Origin of the sequence: Tomitella biformata AHU 1821, from assembly GCF_000524475.1 — a bacterium.
In the GTDB taxonomy this organism is placed as follows: domain Bacteria; phylum Actinomycetota; class Actinomycetes; order Mycobacteriales; family Mycobacteriaceae; genus Tomitella; species Tomitella biformata.
In genome coordinates this window covers 105,726-124,335 of the sequence record NZ_BAVQ01000022.1, presented here as the reverse complement: position 1 = coordinate 124,335, position 18,610 = coordinate 105,726, and the positions used below count along the sequence as shown (strand labels likewise).

The 18,610-nt window shown below is 69.2% G+C and carries 22 protein-coding genes, 4 tRNA genes and 1 pseudogene; 11 read left to right on the top strand and 16 right to left on the bottom strand.

The genetic code is table 11. The features are described from left to right. From TBIF_RS08815 to TBIF_RS25360, 12 genes are all read right to left on the bottom strand, one after another. Positions 1–534, bottom strand: a 534-nt coding sequence (locus TBIF_RS08815; RefSeq protein ID WP_024794454.1) for an HK97 family phage prohead protease, incomplete at its 3' end; no start/stop codon positions are given. Continuing rightward, positions 527–811 carry a hypothetical protein gene (locus TBIF_RS08810; protein WP_024794453.1) on the bottom strand — a complete coding sequence of 95 codons (285 nt, stop codon included), beginning with the start codon at positions 809–811 and terminating at the stop codon, positions 527–529. The genes TBIF_RS08815 and TBIF_RS08810, both read right to left, overlap by 8 nt. Positions 812–813: 2 nt before the next feature. Beyond that, complete coding sequence (locus TBIF_RS26475) at positions 814–948, bottom strand: hypothetical protein (RefSeq protein WP_268746904.1); 135 nt, start codon at positions 946–948, stop codon at positions 814–816. Next, positions 945–1,082, bottom strand: a complete 138-nt coding sequence (locus TBIF_RS25660) for a hypothetical protein (RefSeq protein ID WP_158506327.1) — start codon at positions 1,080–1,082, stop codon at positions 945–947. Before TBIF_RS25660 ends, TBIF_RS26475 begins: the two co-directional genes overlap by 4 nt. Continuing rightward, entirely contained in the window at positions 1,082–1,777 is a 696-nt protein-coding gene (locus tag TBIF_RS08795; protein ID WP_024794452.1) for a peptidoglycan-binding protein, read from the bottom strand. Before TBIF_RS08795 ends, TBIF_RS25660 begins: the two co-directional genes overlap by 1 nt. Further along, positions 1,774–2,889 carry a phage portal protein gene (locus TBIF_RS08790; RefSeq protein ID WP_084611623.1) on the bottom strand — a complete coding sequence of 372 codons (1,116 nt, stop codon included), beginning with the start codon at positions 2,887–2,889 and terminating at the stop codon, positions 1,774–1,776. The genes TBIF_RS08795 and TBIF_RS08790 overlap by 4 nt, the downstream gene beginning before the upstream one ends. A 216-nt stretch (positions 2,890–3,105) precedes the next feature. Continuing rightward, positions 3,106–4,524: a terminase large subunit domain-containing protein gene (locus TBIF_RS08785; RefSeq protein WP_235174601.1), complete on the bottom strand. Its 1,419-nt coding sequence runs from the start codon at positions 4,522–4,524 to the stop codon at positions 3,106–3,108. Continuing rightward, a complete protein-coding gene (locus TBIF_RS23280; protein ID WP_024794449.1) occupies positions 4,466–4,846 on the bottom strand; it encodes a hypothetical protein in 381 nt (126 codons plus the stop codon). Before TBIF_RS23280 ends, TBIF_RS08785 begins: the two co-directional genes overlap by 59 nt. 162 nt (positions 4,847–5,008) lie before the next feature. Beyond that, positions 5,009–5,188, bottom strand: coding sequence for an HNH endonuclease (locus tag TBIF_RS26200; RefSeq protein ID WP_268746906.1), 180 nt, complete (start codon positions 5,186–5,188; stop codon positions 5,009–5,011). A 294-nt stretch (positions 5,189–5,482) separates the two neighbouring features. Then, positions 5,483–6,049: a hypothetical protein gene (locus TBIF_RS08770; RefSeq protein ID WP_024794447.1), complete on the bottom strand. Its 567-nt coding sequence runs from the start codon at positions 6,047–6,049 to the stop codon at positions 5,483–5,485. Between the two features lie 622 nt (positions 6,050–6,671). Beyond that, a complete protein-coding gene (locus TBIF_RS08760) occupies positions 6,672–6,914 on the bottom strand; it encodes a hypothetical protein (protein ID WP_024794446.1) in 243 nt (80 codons plus the stop codon). Positions 6,915–7,002: 88 nt separating this feature from the next. Beyond that, positions 7,003–7,203: a helix-turn-helix transcriptional regulator gene (locus TBIF_RS25360; RefSeq protein WP_024794445.1), complete on the bottom strand. Its 201-nt coding sequence runs from the start codon at positions 7,201–7,203 to the stop codon at positions 7,003–7,005. Between the two features lie 121 nt (positions 7,204–7,324). On the opposite strand from TBIF_RS25360, the pseudogene TBIF_RS26470 reads away from it, so the two are divergent. Further along, a pseudogene (locus TBIF_RS26470) lies at positions 7,325–7,531 on the top strand (helix-turn-helix domain-containing protein); the annotation flags it as partial. 56 nt (positions 7,532–7,587) lie between these two features. Here TBIF_RS26470 and TBIF_RS08740 read toward each other — a convergent pair. Beyond that, a tRNA-Lys gene (locus TBIF_RS08740) sits at positions 7,588–7,663 on the bottom strand. Positions 7,664–7,893: 230 nt separating this feature from the next. Here TBIF_RS08740 and TBIF_RS08735 point away from each other — a divergent pair. From TBIF_RS08735 to TBIF_RS08705, 7 genes are all read left to right on the top strand, one after another. Beyond that, positions 7,894–7,966 (top strand) — tRNA-Glu (locus TBIF_RS08735). Between the two features lie 103 nt (positions 7,967–8,069). After that, positions 8,070–8,143: transfer RNA gene (locus tag TBIF_RS08730), tRNA-Asp, on the top strand. 33 nt (positions 8,144–8,176) lie between these two features. Beyond that, a tRNA-Phe gene (locus tag TBIF_RS08725) sits at positions 8,177–8,250 on the top strand. 261 nt (positions 8,251–8,511) lie between these two features. Then, positions 8,512–9,270 carry a PP2C family protein-serine/threonine phosphatase gene (locus TBIF_RS08720; RefSeq protein WP_024794444.1) on the top strand — a complete coding sequence of 253 codons (759 nt, stop codon included), beginning with the start codon at positions 8,512–8,514 and terminating at the stop codon, positions 9,268–9,270. Between the two features lie 48 nt (positions 9,271–9,318). Then, the gene (locus TBIF_RS08715; protein WP_024794443.1) at positions 9,319–9,987 is read left to right on the top strand and encodes a response regulator transcription factor; all 669 of its coding nucleotides are present in this window, start codon (positions 9,319–9,321) and stop codon (positions 9,985–9,987) included. A 10-nt stretch (positions 9,988–9,997) separates the two neighbouring features. After that, on the top strand, positions 9,998–11,197 hold the full coding sequence (locus tag TBIF_RS08710; RefSeq protein WP_038170508.1) for a sensor histidine kinase: 1,200 nt from the start codon (positions 9,998–10,000) through the stop codon (positions 11,195–11,197). Then, entirely contained in the window at positions 11,197–12,210 is a 1,014-nt protein-coding gene (locus tag TBIF_RS08705) for a DUF8320 family protein (protein ID WP_038170506.1), read from the top strand. Before TBIF_RS08710 ends, TBIF_RS08705 begins: the two co-directional genes overlap by 1 nt. A gap of 5 nt (positions 12,211–12,215) precedes the next feature. On the opposite strand, the gene TBIF_RS08700 is transcribed toward TBIF_RS08705, so the two are convergent. Together TBIF_RS08700 and TBIF_RS08695 are read right to left on the bottom strand one after the other, a co-directional pair. Continuing rightward, positions 12,216–12,932: a DsbA family protein gene (locus tag TBIF_RS08700; protein WP_038170462.1), complete on the bottom strand. Its 717-nt coding sequence runs from the start codon at positions 12,930–12,932 to the stop codon at positions 12,216–12,218. A gap of 82 nt (positions 12,933–13,014) precedes the next feature. After that, positions 13,015–14,535 carry a SulP family inorganic anion transporter gene (locus tag TBIF_RS08695; protein ID WP_024794439.1) on the bottom strand — a complete coding sequence of 507 codons (1,521 nt, stop codon included), beginning with the start codon at positions 14,533–14,535 and terminating at the stop codon, positions 13,015–13,017. Between the two features lie 107 nt (positions 14,536–14,642). On the opposite strand from TBIF_RS08695, the gene TBIF_RS08690 reads away from it, so the two are divergent. After that, positions 14,643–14,996, top strand: coding sequence for a MerR family transcriptional regulator (locus tag TBIF_RS08690; RefSeq protein WP_024794438.1), 354 nt, complete (start codon positions 14,643–14,645; stop codon positions 14,994–14,996). On the opposite strand, the gene TBIF_RS08685 is transcribed toward TBIF_RS08690, so the two are convergent. After that, entirely contained in the window at positions 14,974–16,206 is a 1,233-nt protein-coding gene (locus TBIF_RS08685; RefSeq protein ID WP_051461432.1) for an MFS transporter, read from the bottom strand. The genes TBIF_RS08690 and TBIF_RS08685 overlap by 23 nt on opposite strands. 18 nt (positions 16,207–16,224) lie before the next feature. On the opposite strand from TBIF_RS08685, the gene TBIF_RS08680 reads away from it, so the two are divergent. Both TBIF_RS08680 and TBIF_RS08675 read left to right on the top strand, forming a co-directional pair. Continuing rightward, entirely contained in the window at positions 16,225–16,587 is a 363-nt protein-coding gene (locus TBIF_RS08680; RefSeq protein WP_024794436.1) for a VOC family protein, read from the top strand. A 98-nt stretch (positions 16,588–16,685) separates the two neighbouring features. Beyond that, positions 16,686–18,587: an alkyl/aryl-sulfatase gene (locus TBIF_RS08675; RefSeq protein ID WP_024794435.1), complete on the top strand. Its 1,902-nt coding sequence runs from the start codon at positions 16,686–16,688 to the stop codon at positions 18,585–18,587. The last annotated feature ends 23 nt before the right edge of the window (positions 18,588–18,610 follow it).

Sequence of the window (18,610 nt, the reverse complement as noted above, 5' to 3'; positions counted from 1 at the left end):
GGCGGGGTTCGGGACAGTGACGGACTCAGGCATGGCGGTTTCCTTTGCGGTGGTGGCTTGGGCGTGGACGGCGGAGACGCGGGCATCGCTGAACGCGGGGACAGCGACGAGGGCGACGGCTTCGAGGGTTGCGGCGGTGATCGTGCGGCCATCGCCGGAGCGCTGCACTGCGACCAGCTCCACGGAGAGGCCATCGGTGATGTGCTCGGCGGCGGCGGCCAGGGCGGCGTCGGCGTCGGGGCCGGTGCCGAGCTGGAATCCGAGCACGAGGCCGGCGTCGGAGTCGGTCACGGTCGAGAGGTAGCCGACGGGCTTGCCGGCGGGCCGGTGATCGTGCAGGAGCTTGACGCGGGACAGGTCGGTCGGGAGCTGGACCGCGCCGCGCGCCACGGTGACCGCGCCGGCGGACGTGCGGCCGATCGCGTCCCAGGGCAGGGCCAGCCCGGTGATGGTGCGGCGGGCGGGCTCGGCGGTCGGGTCCGCGCCGGCCAGCTCGGTGACGTAGCCGCCGAACCGGATTACCTCGTCAGTCATGGTTGGCCCTTCTGTGTCGGCCGGGGGTGTCGGGGGATGCGGACAGGAACGGCGCGTAGCGCGTGAGCCAGGCGTCCACGCGGGGATCGGCCATGAGCCGGGTCAGTGATGCGGCGCCAGCGGTGATGGACGCGACGATCGGCCAGGCGTCGATCTCGAAGGCCTGGGCGGCGATCGGGATCAGCGGCAGCGATGCGAGCGCGGCCTGTATCGCCGTGCGCGCGGTGGTGCGCCAGGGACGCGAGACCTGCGTCGGGCGGGCGGGTGTGTCGGTCACAGTCAGGACTTTTCATCGTGCGTCTCGGATTCGGACTGGAGGGCTGCGGCGGTCTGGTATATCCACGTGATGGCGACGAGGGCCACGGTCAGCGCGGCGAGTGCCAGGACGAGGCCGGCGAACGCGATCGCGATCATCGGAGGGCCTCGGCGACGTGGCGCGGGCGGATGGCGTGCGCGACGCGGCGGGAGTCGCGGACGCTGCGGCCGGCGTCGAGGACGGCGAACACGCCGAGCGGCACGGCGGGGATCAGGAATAGCGCGGTGATCATCACAGGCCCAGCTTTCCGAGCGTCGCCGGGCCGGCGATACCGTCCACGGCGAGGCCGGCGCGGCGCTGGAACTCCAGGACCACGCCGCGGGTGCCGTGCCCGAAGATGCCGTCCACGACCAGTTTCGAGTAGCGCGGGTAGTCGCGATTGAACCGGGCCTGCAGGGCGCGGACGGCGTCGCCGGTCGAGCCGAGCCGGAGCAGCGGGAGCGAGGGCGGTCGCGGGGTCGGCGCGGGGTTGCCGCTGAGCCGGTCGGCCACGGCCTTGACGGCGGCGGCGTTCGCGTTGATCTCGAAATGCATTTCGTCGGCCTTGCCGGTGTAGTGCCCGCCCCAGCGGACCACGCCGTCCAGCTCTCGAAGGATCTGCTCTATCTCGTTGCGCTGCGCCGGGGTGAAGGTGCCGCGTGCGCCCCAGTTGTGGCGGGTCGCGTTCAGGTCCACGGCGGTGCCCGAACCATGATTCGAGTAGGACGAGGAGCCGGGGATCGGTACGGGCTTGGCGTGCCCCCAGTCGTCGCGCTGGGCCTCGTCCAGGCCCTCCACGCGCTGATCGAACTGGCTGCACAGGTAGTCCAGGACCACGCGCACGTCGCCGGCGCGCAGCTCTAGTTGCCGGTTGGTGCCGGGGACCTTCGATCGGTCCAGCACGGACGAGTCGTAGATCAGGGGCCAGCCGTTCTGTGACGTACTCACGAGGTCGCCTTTCGGTCGGTGGAAACCCCAGCGGCCGGCGCGGGAGCGGGCGCGGCGGCCGCTGGGGGGCTTGGGCGGTCATCGGGCGGGGCCACGGCGCGGCCCGCCGGGCCGATGAACGATTCGAGGTCGAAGCGCATCGAAGTACCTTGTGGCACAACATCATCCATGCCGAGCCGGGCGCTGATCGCGGCCATCATCGGCGCGAGTCCGTAGTCCACGAACTCCTGATTGCGGCCTTCGATGGTCTGGTAGGACAGCGAGGCCTGCGAGGACGAGGCGTCGATGAGAGCGGCGGGGACGCCGGCGGCGCGGGCGATATCGACGGCGGCGGCGTTGCGGCCTTCGATCAGCAGGTGCTCTTGGTACGCGCCGTGCTCTTTGAGCTCGATCGCGGAGTTGGTGAAGGCCACGCCGCCGTTCTCGCCGCGCCGCGCCGCCGACCACGACGCGATCAGCGCCTTGATCTCGGTATCGGTCATCGGGGCGTCGTTGGTCTGGTGCAGCTCCAGGTTCGCGGACGGCGTCTCGGCGGCCTTGTTCGATGCCACGTTGACGTTCACGGCGTGGCGGATCGCGGTCGAGCCGTAGGTGAGGATGCCCTCGTGGAAACCGGGGATCAGCACAACCTGCTCACCGGGGGCGGGCTTGCCGTCCAGGACCACGACGCCGTTCTCGTCAAATGACCAGCGGTCGATGCGGATTCGCGCGGCGTCGGTGACGTGGCCGGCGGCGTCGCGCTGCGCCGCCCACAGCGACCAGCCCGAGAACAGCAGATCGTCCACGGTCATCAGCATCCGGTGAAACGGCGAGACCGCGCCGTCCGTGCGGTCCAGGAACTCGGGCTGCGCGCCGGCCGGCTCGTCGCCGATGTACGCGGTGATCGGCAGGCGGGCGATCGAGCCACAGATGAGGTTGCGGGCGCGGGCGAGCGCGGGCACGGTCATGGCCTCGGTGCGGGTGAGCGGCAGATTATGGCCCATGCCCAGAATGTCGGGCCAGACAACCTGGTTCAGGTGGGTGGTGTCAGCCCACGGGCTGGCCACTGTGGGCCGGGCGGCGACCAGGTCCGGCAGACTTGCCGCTGTTCTGAACATGTCGAGCATTCCCATGGTCAATATCGTCGGTCCGGTGCGCTCGTTTCCGGCGGTCGCAGTTGCGGGCGGCGTTCTGGGCGGCGCGGGCGGCCATGAGGTCGCGGTGCTCCCACTTCAGATGCCGGGCGGCGGATTTCCACGCGCCGGAGCGGTGCGAGTCGAGGGCGCGCCAGCCACAGGAGCAGACACATACGACGCTGAAACGTGTTGTGTCCATGATGATTTCGGCCATTATGCGGTCCATATCCGTGGGGCCACCGGGGCGGCGGGGGCGTGGGTGAGGGCGAACAGTGCGAGGCCGGCGGCTTCGAGCGGTGCGACCGAGCCGGCGGGGGTTTTCCGGTCGATGACCCAGCGGTCGCCGACCGAGCGGCGGCCGGCGATATCGGCGGCGGCGGTCATCGCGGGGTGGGTGCGGACCTGCACGCGCGGGCGTCCCTGATCGGTGATCCGGTCGTAGAGGTCGGCGGCGGCGGTGGTGGCTTCGGCGGTGCCGATCGGCATGACGGTGACGCCGGGGGTGCGGTCGAGCTCGTCGGCGACGGTCGCGGCCGGTCCGTGCCGGTCGATCGCGACGGCGTGTCCGGACCAGCGGCCGGCGAGGCCGGCGAGCGTCGGCGCGCACCACTCGACGCCGGGGCGGTGCTCGATGACCTCCAGGACGGGGCGGCCATCGGAGCCATACGCGGCGGCGACGATCGCGGCGGAGCTGCGGTCCCGGTCCACGGCGGCGGCGAACGCGGGCCGGACGCCGGCAGGCATCGGGGCCACGGTCTGGCAGGCCAGCCAGGCGGCGACGGGGAACAGTCGCTCGGCCGCGCCGGTGCGGCGGTTGCCGTAGGCGCGGGCGAAGTCGCCGGGGGTGTCTTTCATCCGGTCCCAGGCCTTTTCGAGGGTCTCGCGCTCGATGGTGTTGCCGTAGGCGGGGTGCGCGGCCGCGATCGCGTCGAGGTCGGACGGGTCCACGTCGTCCGCGATGCCCCAATCGAACAGGGCGATGCGCGGGTCGCCGGGCGCGCGGTCGAGGATCTTGTGAAACCAGGTACTGGCGGCGGTGCCCACCGTGGACAAGATGATGATCTGCGCGCCGGGCCGGGTGGCCTGGGTGGGGTCGATGGCCTGCATCAGCGCGGTTCCGCGCGCGTCATCGAAGGACCACGCCTCGTCAATGTTGTTCAGGTCCGACTGCTCGCCGTGCAGGCTGTTCTCGGTCGGCGGGTGCGGGCTGAACGTCGAGCGGTTGACGAACACGACGGCCTCGGAGCCGTTCGTCTTCTTGACGGTCCCGAGCCGAGCCAGCGGCGATAGCTCGAGCGCGAGGGTCATCTCGAGCCACTTTTTGCGGGCGTCCTGCCCGGTCTGCGCGGTGTGCCAGACCTTCGCGCCGGGCTTGGAGATGCTGCGGTGCACAGAGTTGGCCATGACGAGCGTCGTCTTGCCCGACTGGCGGGGGACGCTGATGATCACGAGCGGATAGGCGTGCCGGCCTCGGTCGTCCACCTCGCCGATCACGTCGGCGGCGAGCCGTTGCCAGGGCATCAGCGGGGTGCCCATGGCGGCGGCGGTGTTCGCGATCTGCGGCCCGAACGTCCTACGAGCCGGATTCCGCGGGGTCGCGTGCCTCGGCAGGGGAAGGGGTTCCCAGCTCACGGAGCAGCCTTTCCAGTTCGTTGTCGGCCGCCGCCTCGCGCGTCGAGGGCGTCATGCGCGCGGAGTCGAGGGCGTCGCGGATCGGGGTGATCAGCTGGGCGATCGGGTAGTACGGCTTGGCGGACAGTTCCGCGCGGTCGAGGGCGAACATGCCGGCGCGGATGATCGTGGCCAGGGCCTCGTCCTCGTTGGCGAGCAGTCCCTTGTCCTGGGCGGCCGCGAGCGCGCGATCGCCGGCCGCCGCGTGCCGTCCGTGGGTGACGGGCTCGGCGAACAGGGCCATGGCATCGGGGTCGGGGTCGGGATCGGGCTTGCGAGGCATGGCCGGCCTTTCGGTACGGGGGGGTGGGGTGGGGGGAACCCCCGGGGGCTTTGCCTGGGGGGGGATGAGAGGTCCGGGGCTTCCCGGCGGCCTCTCCGGCTCAAAGAACGCGGCATCAGTGCAGGTCAGAGGCCTAAGCGGGCCGATCTGCATCAGTGCAGGTCAGAGGCCTAGCCAGTCTCGTGATGGTGGAGCAGCGCTGACAGCAGGCCTGTTGCCTCGGCTGCTGTTGCATGCCTTGTGTGCTGGCCTCAGATTGTCGAGGCCATCGCCGCCGCCCAGGCTGCGCGGCTGCACGTGGTCGGCGGTGGTCGCGCCAGGCTTGCCGCACAGGTGGCACACGTCGCCGTAGGTGGCCAGGCATAGGCGGGTTAGGGCCTGCGCCCTGCGGCCGCCCCAGCGCCTAGCCACGTGCCCGCCTGCCCTGGGGCTGGCGGGGGTGGACCGACCAGGGGGGTGGGGGGCTATTTCCGTCGGTTCTGACGATCCGCGACACGAGGAGCGCGCCGGCGGACTCGCGCACCCAGCGTTCAGCGGAGGCACGGTCGCCACGCCGGGTCTCGCCAGAGCGGTCGAGGAACAGGCAGGCCCACTGGACGCGCTCTCGGGTGCGGGGTCGGAGGTATCCCATGGCGATCAGCGACCGAGCAGCGGGGCGTGGACGTGGCCGGGTACGTACGTACGGGGCGGCGCGGTGTAGGCGTGCGGGTTGCCACGCGGCAGGTACGACTGGCCCATGACGGCGTACGGGTCGCCGAGGTCTACCTCGGCCTCGTCGGCGCGGGCGAAGGCGTCCAGCTCGGCGGTGGTCGGGCCGGGGTCGGGCTCGTCCACCAGCTCGGCGTCGAATACGTCGGTGGCGTGCTGGGCCACGGCGACGGGCTCGGCGACCTCCTGTGTGCGGTGGCGGCCGGCGTCGGTGTAGGCGTCGAGGTCCAGGGGCGAGGTGATGGGCTCGGTGGAGACGATCGCGCCTAGGACGGTGACCACGTGTGTCGAGGCTTCGGCGAGGGCGGACGCGGCCATGTTCGCGGCATTGGCGGCGTCGGTCATCCGTCCGTGCATCGAGCCGGAGGGGTGGAACTCGTCCGTGCGGGCGGCGATCGCGAGGGCGAGGACGCGGGCTTGCTGGTGTCCGGTGGTGGCGATCGCGTAGAGCGCGAGCAGGTCATCATCGGGGAAGCTGGGGTCGGTGTAGGTCATCAGGTGCCTTTCGTTGTGGTGAGGTCTAGAACGGTCGGTAGTGCGGCGGTAGGGCTGGGTGGTGGCGTCTAGGGCAGTGGGTCCACCATCTGCGGGTGGAAGCTGGGCGGGGAGCGGCGCTCCCCTGAGTGGACGACTCAGAAGCGCGTCGAAACACGTCTGCGGTATGGAGCCGCCGGTGTGGTTTCGCTTCGTCACAGAACGGGGATTACTCGTCTGTCGAGACTGGGATACTGACTGCGCGACTGTGCCGACCGGCACGCCTGCCCGAGTTCGCCTTTACCAGGTGCGCGCATGTCATCGGGGATGGTGGACCCGTAACCCTCTGACGGCCAGTGACAGTGCGGGTGAGGCATCTGCGCCTGGGCCGGACATGTCAACGGCGGCAGGACTTTCGGGGTGACTTACGGGGGCTCGTCGAAGAGCGTGGGGAGCGCGGCCAGGGTGCGGGCGTCGCGGCATTCGCGGCACAGCTGGTCATCGGGCATCGGCCGGCGCGGGTGGAACGGGACTTTGCAGTCGAGGCACTTGACGAGACGGCCGACGCGGTCACGGTGTGGAACCTTCGGGCCAGCCCATACCGGAACGGCGGGAGGCCACGGTCCACGGACCACGTTGTCTGTCACAGCGTCACGCGCCGAAGGCAATCGATCACGGCCTCTTGCAGCGCGGCGAGAGCGTCCACCGATCCGTCTATGTCCAGGTTGTGCTTGGACTCGCGGAGCGCGGTCTGTAGCTCGTGCATCAGGTGGATCAGGAGCGTCTCGCGTTCGCGGAGCTGCGCCGCGCGGTCGGTGGCCAGATCGTGCATCTTGCCCACGAGGGCCACGAGGCCAGCGCCGGCACCGGGCTCGGTGGCGGTCACAGCGCCGTGCCGTCCAGGAGGAACAGAGCCAGCAGCGCGAGCGCGCCCAGGATAGCGGTGACGGCGTGGTAGCCGCGTGTCGTGGTGGTCACGCCTTGCCTGCTTTCCGTTGCGCGGCAAGGGATTCCACCTCGGCGCGGTCGAAGAGGAACACGCCGCGCGCGCCCAGCTGCAGGACTTGGGAAGGAGTGATCCCGCCTCGCTTGACCATGCGAGAAATACCGGATGGCGTGATTGAGAGAATTTCGCTCGCATCACGAGTTGAGATCAGCGCGGGGGGAATAGTCACATCGTGATCATTGCATCACGAAGGGAGGAAAGTCCATCTTTCGCCATTGCCGTACGCCTGGCGTGAGTCATCGTGTTGTGAGAACATGAGGTCCAGGCGATTTTGAGAGGGTGTGGTGAGGATGACCGCTGGTGTGGCGACAGGGTTGATCCCTGAATGGGATCTGAGCGATCGGGCGCGTAAGGCGCTTCGGGTGGCGGATATGTCCGTGTCGGAGATGGCCGAGTACCTCGGGATCACGCGGGAGACTGCGGGCCGTTACATGAACGGGAAGGCGAATATGCCGCTACACGCGGTGCGGCTGTGGGCGCTGCGCACGGGCGTGCCATTCGAGTGGCTGAAAACAGGAGAAGTCCCGTCACCTGGTGGCGACGGGACTTCCGCTGGTGCCCCCAGCCGGGCTCGAACCGGCGACCTGCAGATTAAAAGTCTGTAGCTCTACCAACTGAGCTATAGGGGCATCGCAGAGATTACCGGAGGCGAATAGGGGCGTGTGGTTGGGGGCGGGGCAAGGGTGTGGCGGCTGTCTCAGGAGCTCGGCCACGGGGCGCCATCTAGTGACCTGTGAACGGTATAACCCCAGTACAGAGGCTAGATTCAGGGACGATTTGCCCCTGCCGCAACGGTGTCTTATGCTATCTCTGCTCCCAACGGAACCCGTTGAGGGTGATTGCCGGTGAAAGCCTGCAGGCCCCCTTCGTTTAGCGGCCTAGGACACCGCCCTTTCAAGGCGGCAGCGCGGGTTCGAATCCCGTAGGGGGTACGAGCACGACACGGAGGGCGGATTTCGCAGCCAGCCGGTGAGCATGATAGAAAGTACACAGCAAAGTCGCAAGGCAGAGCGAAAAAGAATAGCAGTAAATCTAGGCCCTGTAGCGCAGTTGGTTAGCGCGCCGCCCTGTCACGGCGGAGGTCGCGGGTTCGAGTCCCGTCAGGGTCGCAAAAGGTTGTCGGTTTCGTGCCGATGCCTTCCGGCCAGGTAGCTCAGTTGGTACGAGCGTCCGCCTGAAAAGCGGAAGGTCGCCGGTTCGATCCCGGCCCTGGCCACAAGCACGAAAAGACCCCATCGTCTTCGGACGGTGGGGGATTTTTTCATTCCCGGCCGCAACGCCCAAGGGCGACGTCCAGGGAAGTGGGATCGGGTTGCATGCCGACCACATCGTGGCATTGCGTGAAAACTCGAGGACAGTGCCCACAACTCGTGTGAGAATCACAGTGGTCGCAGGGAATCTGCCGATTGAGTAAATCCACTCGAAGAATGGATCCGCCATCGAACACTCAGGAGCACGGCTGCCGCCAGTCCCGTCAGTGCGCTTGAGTTGGGGCGCGTTCACAGACCGTGGGCGCGTCCGCAGGGACAACCAGGACGCGTTCCTGGCCGACGAGACGGTGTTCGTGGTGGCCGACGGCATGGGAGGCCACGCCAATGGCGGCCTCGCCTCGCGCTACGCGGTGGAGGCCGTCGCGCCGCTCGTGGGGATGCCGGCGGTGACCGCCGCCCAAGTGCATGAGTGCCTGCGCGACGCGAACGAGCGGATCGCCGCCATCGACCCCACCTCGCGGACTCCCGCCGGGACCACCTTCACGGGCGCGTTCGCGACGGAGCAGGGGGGCGTGCCGTACTGGATGGTGGTCAATGTCGGCGACTCGCGCACCTACCTGCTGCGGGATCGCAGAATTGGGCAGATCACCGTCGACCATTCGGAGGTTCAAGAACTTGTCGACGCTGGGGTCATCACGGCCGCGCAAGCCGTCGACCATCCGCACCGCAACATCATCACGCGGGCGTTGGGCCTGGGCGGCAGCAGTCGGGAGGATCTCTGGATGGTGCCGATGGCGGCGGGCGACCGGCTCCTGGTGTGCAGCGATGGCATCACCAAGGAGCTCTCGGACGAGACACTGCAGGAGTTCCTGCGCGCGCCCGACAGCAGTGACGTGATCGCGAGCGGGATCGCCACCGCGGCCTTGGCGGCGGGCGGGCGCGACAACGTGACCGTGGTGGTGGTGACCGTGGAGGAGCGCCTAGGGGGTGCTGACCTCCGTTCCCTGTATGTGGATCTGGCCTAGTTGATAGCTTCTTCCCATATGCGGCTGTGGGGAGAGGTGGTGGCGGTCATGCGCAGCAAGACAACGCAGCGGTTCAGGGTGGGGCTGGTCGAGGACCATGAGTCTGTGGCGATGGGGGTGTCGATGATGCTCGCCGACGAGCCGGCCGTGGACCTGGTGGCGATGGCGAAGTCGGTGGCAGAGCTGTTGCCGCAGGCGGCGGGGTTGGACCTGGTGATCCTGGACCTGCGCCTGGCCGACGGGTCCTCGCCCAAGAGCAACGTCGAGCAGTTGCGGGCCGTGGGCCTGGAGGTGTTGATCTTCACCGGCGCGGAGAACCCGTATCTCGTGCGCTCGGCGGCACGGGCCGGGGTGCTGGGGGTGGTCCGCAAGTCGGAGCCGTCGGCCACGGTGGTCGCCGCGATCCTGGCTGCGGCGGCGGGGGAGCTGGTAGTCACCACGGAGTGGGCGGCGGCCATCGACGGCGATCCAGAGCTCGACGACGTGGGCCTGAGCCCCCGGCAGCTCGAGGTGCTGGAGTTATACGCGTCGGGGGAGAAGGCGGAGAGGGTGGCGCGGTTGACTGGGCTCTCCGCCCAGACGGTCAACGACTATCTGCAGCGGATCCGGCAGAAGTACGCCAACGCGGGCCGGCCGGCGCGGACCAAGACCGACCTGTACAAGCGGGCGCTCGAGGACGGCTATCTGCCGATCCCGGTCCGCTCGCCCCTCGAATAGCGGGCCCGTGATGCCTGGACTAGATGCCACAGCCAGCCCTGACACCTCGTCGAACGAGAAGATCCAGCGCCTGTTCGGGCGATTCATCGGGGCCGGCTATTTCTTCTACGTGTTCCTGCTGGTCGACGCCATCCGCGAGCTGGCCCAGATCACGGCGACGTGGTGGACGGTGCTCGCCGTCGTCGTCATCTTCGGCACCGGCGTAGCGCTGGGCGTGTCGAGCTTCGTGCGGGACACCCGGTGGATCACCTCGATCGCCGCGGCCAACGCGCTGGGTTTTCTGGCCGTCGTGCTGCTGTGGTGGCTCGCCTGGGATGGCACCCACCTCTCGGAGCAGTTCAGCACTTGGACCTCCGCCATTCCCGGCGTGGCGAGCCTGGCTGCGGCTGTTGCCTGGCGGCCGGTCGTGGCGTTCGCGCACATGTTTGTGGCGGTGGGGCTGGTACAGGTGGGCGACCATGTGCTCCGGAGTTCCCCGTTCATGACGGATATCGTGCCGGACTTGACCTTTGGCTGGACCTTCTGCGCGGTGTTCGTGGCCGCGGCGTCGATGGCCTTCCACACAGGGCGGACCTTGGACGCGACCATCGTGGAGACGCACCTGGCGGCCGCGAACGCCGCCGCCATCCAGGCTCGGTCGGTGGAGCGCGAGCGGCTTGACGCGCTGGTCCATGACACGGTGCTGTCCACCCTGCTGGTCGCGGCGATGCGGACGGGCGGCGTCGCCGTCAACGTCACGGACCAGGCGCGACGCGCGATCGAGGGGTTCGACGAGCTCCGGGCCGGTGACGGGCTGGAAGGCGATTTCGATGCGGCCGGGGTGCTCGCGCACATGCGTTCCGCGGCCTCGGAGGTTGACGAGGGCGTCCGGTTCGTCTCGCACGTCGATCCGCTCAGCGCGGATCGGTGGTATCCGGTGGAGGCGACACGCTCCATCGCCGGGGCCCTGGCGGAGGCGATGCGCAACAGCGTCCAGCATGCGGGGCCGTTGGCCCGCCGCGACGTCGAGGTGCGGATCGAGCCGGGGCGGCTGTCGGTGCTGGTCTCGGATGACGGCCTTGGCTTCGACCCCGACGAGGTCAGCGAGTTGCGCCTCGGCCTGGCGGTGAGCATTCGCGGCCGCATGGCGGCCCAGCCCGGGGGGAGCGCGGAGGTGCGCTCCTGGCCCGGCGGCGGTGCCCGGGTCCAGCTCGAGTGGACGGCGCCGTGATGGGGCAGGACGTTAGAGACCTGCTGGGGATGCGCAGCGTCGCCGCACTCGTGATGACGGGCATCTATATGCTCGCGTGCTTGGTGTTGGCTGCTTTCACCAGTGCGTATATGCACCTGTGGTGGCCGATCTTCGTCGCCGCCCTGATCTTGTCCGTCGCGAGCTACGTGCTGGTGACCTCCGCGGGGGACCCGATGCCGCTCGGCCAATGCTTCGCGGTGGGGCTGGGAGGGGCGGCCGCCTGCGGGTTGGGGTTGTGGAAGTTGGACCTGCCGGTTGAGCACGTCATCTCCATGTGGCCCCTGGGGATGTCCACGCTGCTATTCACGTTCATGTGCGTGCGGGGCCGGGTCCTCGCCGCGTGGCTGTGCTTTGTGGCGATGATCGGGGTGTGCGTGGTGTGGTCGGCACTGACCGGCCAGGGCGCGATGCACGGGGTGGCGATGTCGTTCATCAATGCCGGCCCGCTGCTGATGTCGACCTTCTTCGCGTACACGATCCGCCCGTTGGGCAGCTCCATCTACCAACTGCGCGCGCAGTCCACCCGGCGGATCGCGGACGAGGCCGCCACCGCCGCGGTGCTCGAGGCGCGAGACGCCAAGCTCAACGAGCTGGACCAACTGGCCCGCCCGCTCCTGGAGCGCATCGCGTCGGGGGCACCGCTCGGCTGCGAGGAGCGGACGGCCTGCGAGCTGTTGGAAGCGCGGCTGCGCGACGGGCTGCGCGCGCCCGGGCTGCAGCGGCCTGATGTCGTCGCCGCGGCCCGGGCTGCGCGCAGCCGCGGCGTCGTGGTGGTGATGCTCGACGACCGGGGGATGGACGGTGGGCCCGCGGAGTTGCACACGAGGCTCGCGGAGGAGGTCGTGGCCGAGCTCGACGCCGTCGCGGACGGGACCGTCACCGTGCGGATCCTGCCGCCACGGCGAAAGGTGATGGCGACCATCCTGGTCAGCGGCGAGCACGTGCGGCGGGTGGAGTTCGACAGGGTCGGCGCGCGGTTGGTGACGGAGTAGCGGGGCTAATTCTCCAGGCTCAACAGGTGGTCGATGAGGTCCGTGTACGCGTCGGTGGGCTGCGCCCCGATGCCGGGGTGGCCGTTGATCGCGAACGAGGGGGTGCTGATCAGCCCCAAGTCCTGGGCCTCGCGGGCGTCGGCCCAGATCGCGTCGTCGTATCTCGGGCTGGCCGCGTCGGCGTCGAACTGGTCGAGGTCCGCCACTCCGGCGGTCTGCGCGAGCGCGCGCAGATCCGCGGGGGTGAACTCGGGATGGCCGGTGGCGGGGGCCTGCGCGTACAGGGCGGTGTTGAACTCCCAGAACCTGCCCTGCTCGCCCGCGGCCCGGCCCGCCCGCGCGGCGATCAGGGAGGGCTCGCCGAAGATCGGCACGTCCCGCCACTCGATTCGCAGCAACCCCTTGTCGACGTACTCGGCCAGCAGGACCGGCACGGTGGCCTGGCTGAACTTGGCGCAGAACGGGCAGCGGTAGTCGGAGTACTCCACCATGACGACGGGGGCGTCCACGGCGCCGATCGCGAGGGGGTCGCCGTCGACGCGGCGGGCCTGGTCGCCCAGGGCGCCGATCCGGTCTCCGCCCTGGTCCTGCCACTGCTCGGGCACAGCCGGGTCTTGGACCTGCGCGGCGCTCGCGACCTCGCGGTTGTCGAGGTAGTGCTTGACGCCGAAGCCTGCCGCGGCGAGCAGCAGGACCACGATGACGATGATCTCGGTGCGCATGGATTTGGCCTGCGACCGGGGCGGGACACTCACGGCGGGACGGCTCCGATCGGGTTGGGGTCTCCCGCGCATCGTAATGTGGTCAGGATCCGCCGAGCTTGCCGCCCATCCGATCGCGCAGCTGGGCGCCGACGCCGGTGAGCCCGGTGATCTCCACGGTCTTTCCGCGGCCCCGGTACTTCGCGGTGATCGCATCGAGGGCGGCGACGGTCGAGGCGTCCCACATATTGGCGCGGCGCAGGTCGACGATGACGGTGTCGGGGTCCAGCGCGTACTCGAACTGCGTGTACAGGTCGTTGGAGGAGGCGAAGAACAGCTGGCCGTCGACGGCGTAGGTTGCGGTGGCGCCGTCCTCGGACAGGGTGCGGTCGACAGTGACGAAGTGGGCGACGCGGCGGGCGAACAGGACCATGGCCGTGAGGACACCGGCCCCGACGCCGATTGCAAGATTGTCGGTCGAGACCGTGAACGCCACGGTGATGAGCATGACCGCGGTCTCGGACTTGGGCATGAACCGCAGCGTCGAGGGCTTGATCGAATGCCAGTCGAAGGTCGCCACGGACACGTACATCATCACGGCGACCAGCGCGGCCATCGGGATCAGCGCGACGACATCGCCGAGGACCACCACGAGCACCAGCAGCAGGAGGCCCGCGAGGAACGTGGAGATGCGGGTCCGCGCCCCCGAGACCTTGACGTTGATCATGGTCTGCCCGATCATCGCGCAGCCGCCCATGCCGCCGAAGAAGCCGGTGATGATGTTCGCCGCGCCCTGGCCCCACGCCTCGCGAGACTTATTCGAGTGGGTGTCGGTGATGTCGTCGACCAGCTTGGCCGTCAGCAGCGACTCCAACAGGCCGACGAACGCCATCGCGAGGGCGAAGGGGAACACGATGCGGAGGGTCTCGAAGCTCAGCGGCACGTTGGGCAGCAGCAGGGTCGGCAGGCTCTCGGGCAGCTCGCCCTTGTCGCCGACCGTCGGCACCGTGACCGAGGCGAGGACGGTGATCAGCGTCAGCACGACGATCGCGACCAGCGGCGCCGGCACCGCGGTGGTCAGCCTCGGCAGCCCGAACACGATGGCCAGGGCCAGACCTGTCAGCGGGTACACCAGCCACGGGACGCCGAGCAGCTCCGGCACCTGGGAGACGAACACCAGGATGGCCAGCGCGTTCACGAATCCGACCATCACCTGGCGGGGGATGAACCGCATGAGCTTCGCGACGCCCAACACCGAGAGCAGGACTTGCAGCGCCCCGGCGACGATCACGGCCGCGATCATGTAGTCGACGCCATGGCTTGCCACCAGTGGCGCGATCACGAGGGCGACGGCCCCCGTGGCCGCGGAGATCATCGCCGGCCGGCCGCCGAGGAACGCGATCGAGATGGCCATGGTGAACGCGGCGAAGAGCCCCACGCGCGGGTCGACGCCCGCGATGATGGAGAACGCGATGGCCTCGGGGATCAACGCCAGCGCGACGACGAGTCCGCCCAGGAACTCCGTTTTGAGGAGCCGCGGGGACCGCAGGGTGCGGAGCACGGACTGCCGCTCGTCGGGGGTGGGTGCGGGCGGTCCCGACAGCTTGGCCGTGGCCGTGGACATGGAAGGCTCCGTTCCTGGATGGTGGCGGCAGCGCCACCGGACCCCAGAACCCTAACCTGACGTAAGGGTAGAGTTCGCGGGCAGTCCGTAGAAAGGAACAGCGCACCATGCACATCGGCGACTTGGCCGCGGCGACCGGCCTCTCCCTGCGCACCATCCGGCACTATGACGACATCGGGCTGTTGCCCGCCACCAGTCGCAGCGGGGGCGGCTTCCGCATCTACACCGAGGCGGACTTGCAGCGGATGCTGGTCATCCGCTCGATGAAGCCGTTGGGCTTCTCCCTCGAGGAGATGGCCGAGTTGCTGGACGCCGTCGACATTCTCGCGAGCGCCCCCGAGGATGCGGGTGCCCGGGAGAAGTTGGCCGACTATCTGCAGCGTGCCCAGCGCAAGAGAGAGAAGATGGCCGTGAACCTCGCGCGCGCCGACACGTTCATCAGCGATCTCGCGAGGCTCTGACCTGAGTGGACCCCGCCACGGCGGTGATCGACAGCAGCGCGCCGAACACGAGGACCGCCCACAGGTTCCCCGTGACGACGCTCAACGCTGCGAGACCGATGACCGGCACCGCCATCCCGAGGTACGCCAGTAGGAAGAAGCCTGCGTGTGCTCCGGCGCGTTGGTCGGCATCGGCGACGGAGTCGACAGTTGCCGACCCCGCACTGAACAACAGGCCCGCGGACGCCCCGCCGACCAGAGCGGCGAGCACGAACATCGCGAGGCTGGAGGTGCCGACGGCAATCGCGGTCAACGCCCAACCCAGCGGATAGAGGACGACACCCGCCACTGACAAGGCCTGCGGGGAGCGGTTGGCGACGAGCAGTTGGCTCAGCGCCGCGACGCCCATCACCAGCAGCACCATCGCGCCCGCGAGGATGCGGCTGCGCACCTGCAGATCGCCGACGAGGATCACCGGCACCAGCGAGGTGAACATCCCGAAGGTCGCGAATGCCGTCAGCCCCAGCGCGCTCGCGCCGAAATAGCGCCGGGCGTGACCTGCGGGGACCTCGAGCCGGCGGCGTTTGGCCGGCTTGGCTGGGGACGGGGCCGCGGGCGGCGGGGCGGTTGGGGTGGTGTCCTGGACGAACATCATCGACACCGCGGCCAGCGACAGCGTCGCCCCGTAGAAGAGGAACGGACCGGCCAGCGGCGCGGGGAACCACTCGCTGATCAGCCCGCCGATGAGGGCGCCCGCGCCGAGGCCGCCGAGATTGGCGACCGTGGACAACGCGGTGGCCGTGGACCGGGGATTGCGCGCCGCCCCCGCGTGTGCGAGTTCGACGATGGCGGCGGTGGCCGTCGACGCGGTCAGTCCCACCCCGACGCCCTGGATGGTGCGGGCCAGCATCAGGCCCGGCACCGCATCCCACAGCAAGAACACCGCGATCGAGAGCACCCCGATAGCCGCGGCCAGCGCGAGCACGCGGGTGCGCCCGAAGCGGTCCGACAGGCTGCCTGCGAATAACAGCGTGAGCACCGTGCCCAGCGTGTACATGGAGAAGATGACGGTGACCATCGTGGGCCCGAACCCGTCGCGCTCCTGATACAGCGGCCACAACGGCGTGGTGACGGTGCCATAGCCCATGGTCATGAAGAACAGCAGTGCCACCAGCACGATGCTGCGGCGCAGGGGCTTGCCGGGATGTGCGGGCACGGGGTGATCGTTCATATGGCAGGTTTACGCTACATGACCATCGGAAGACACCACGCCATCAATTACGTCGAATTGACCGTCACGGATTTGGCCGCCGCGAAGCGGTTCTACTCGGCGGCCTTCGACTGGCATTTCAACGATTACGGGCCCCAGTACTCGGGCATCCAGGGCGCTGCGGACACCGACGCCGAGGTCGGCGGGCTCGCGCTCGGTGACGGGGTCCGCTCCGGCGGGCCGCTGGTGCTGCTGTTCTCCGAGGACCTCGACGCCAGCGTCGCCGCGGTGACGGCGGCAGGCGGGCGGATCGTCAACGGGCCCTACGCATTCCCCGGTGGGCGACGCTTCCACTTTGCCGATCCCAGCGGCAACGAGCTGGGAGTCTGGTCGGAGCGGTAGCGACCGCCGTCACGGATTCCCGCGTGTGCCGGCCGCGTGGGTGCGATGATGTTCGGATCAGGCGGGACACTATCCGTCTCGCCCCCGGAGGTCAGCAGATGGCGCAGCCAGCAGAGCCGAGCAGCCACATCCTCGATGCACATAAGCTGGCCGCGGCGACATTGCCGTTCGCGGACACCGCCGATTTCGCGGACGCGGACCGCGGCTTCATCGCCGCGCTCAGCCCGGGCGCCGTCTCCGACGCCGACGGCGCGGTGGTCTGGGACGGCGACACCTACGACTTCCTGGGCGGCGACTGCCCGCCGTCGGTGCACCCCAGCCTGTGGCGCCAGAGCGGGCTGGTGGCCAAGCAGGGGCTCTACGCCGTCACGGACGGGGTCTACCAGGTCCGCGGGCTCGACCTCTCCAACATCACGATGATCGAGGGAGACCGGGGCGTCATCGTCGTCGACCCGCTGGTCTCGAGGGAGACGGCCGCGGCCGCGCTGGCGCTCTACCGCGAGCACCGCGGGCCTCGGCCGGTGACGGGGATGGTCTACACCCATGCCCACGTCGACCACTTCGGCGGCGTGCAGGGCGTGATCACCGCACAGGATGCCGAGTCCGGGCACTGTCCGGTGCTGGCGCCGGCAGGCTTTATCGAGCACGCCGTCGCGGAGAACATCTACGCCGGCACCGCGATGGCGCGGCGGGCCGGATATATGTACGGCGCGGCCCTGCCGCGGGGGCCGCGGGGCTCGGTCGGCGCGGGGCTCGGACCGACCACCTCCGTCGGCACGACGACCATCATCGCGCCGACCCTCGAGATCACCCACACCGGACAAGAGGAGGTGATCGACGGCGTCCGCCTCGTCTTCCAACTAACGCCCGGGACCGAGTGCCCGGCCGAGATGAACTTCTACCTACCCCAGCGCCGCGCCCTGTGCATGGCGGAGAACGCCACCCACACGATGCACAACCTGGGGACGCTGCGCGGGGCGCTGGTGCGCGACCCGCACGTGTGGTCCGCGTATCTGACGGAGTCGATCGGCTTATATGCCGGGGCTTCGGACGTCGTCTTCTCCCCGCATCACTGGCCGACCTGGGGGACCGAGCGAATCACGGAGTTCCTGTCGCTGCAACGTGACCTGTACGGCTACCTGCATGATCAGACCCTGCGGCTGATCAACCAGGGGCACACCGGGGTTGAGATCGCCGAGACACTCCAGCTGCCGCCGGCACTGGCCGATGCCTGGCACACCCGCGGCTACTACGGCTCGTTGAGCCACAACGTCAAGGCGATCTACCAGCGGTATATGGGGTGGTTCGACGGCAATCCCGCGCACCTGTGGGAGCACCCGCCGGTCGCGTCCGCTTTGCGGCACGTCGAGTTCATGGGCGGGGCCGCCGAGGTGCTCCGCAAGGCCCGGCTCGCCTTCGCGGAGGGCGACTACCGCTGGGCGGCGCAGGTGGTCAACTACTGCGTCTTCGCCGACCCCGACAACGAGGAGGCGAAGCTGCTGCAGGCCGACGCGCTCGAGCAACTCGGCTATGGCGCGGAGAACGGGACCTGGCGCAACTTCTACCTCACCGGCGCGCACGAGCTGCGGCACGGCTCGCTGGGGACGCCCACCCGCGCGGGCTCGCCGAGCATGCTCGGCGCACTCACGGTGGAGCAGGCGTTCGACGTGCTGTCGCTGCGGGTGGACGCCCCGCGCGCCTGGGATGAGCACCTCGTCATCGACTGGCGGCTCACCGACCAGGATCGGGTGCGCAGGACAGAGCTGAGGAATGGGGTGCTCATCCACCACAATGTGGTCGACTCGGCCGCCATTCCGCCTGCGCAGCTCACCATCACGCTCACGCGCCCGTCGCTGATCGGGGTGCTCATCGGCGGCCGACCGTTCCAGGACGAGGTGGGGTCGGGCGCCATCTCGATCGAGGGGGACATCACGGCGCTCGGCCGGCTGGTCGGGGTCCTTGACAAGCCGGACCCGGATTTTGCGATCGTCACACCCTGACCCCATGCCAGAAACCCCTCGCA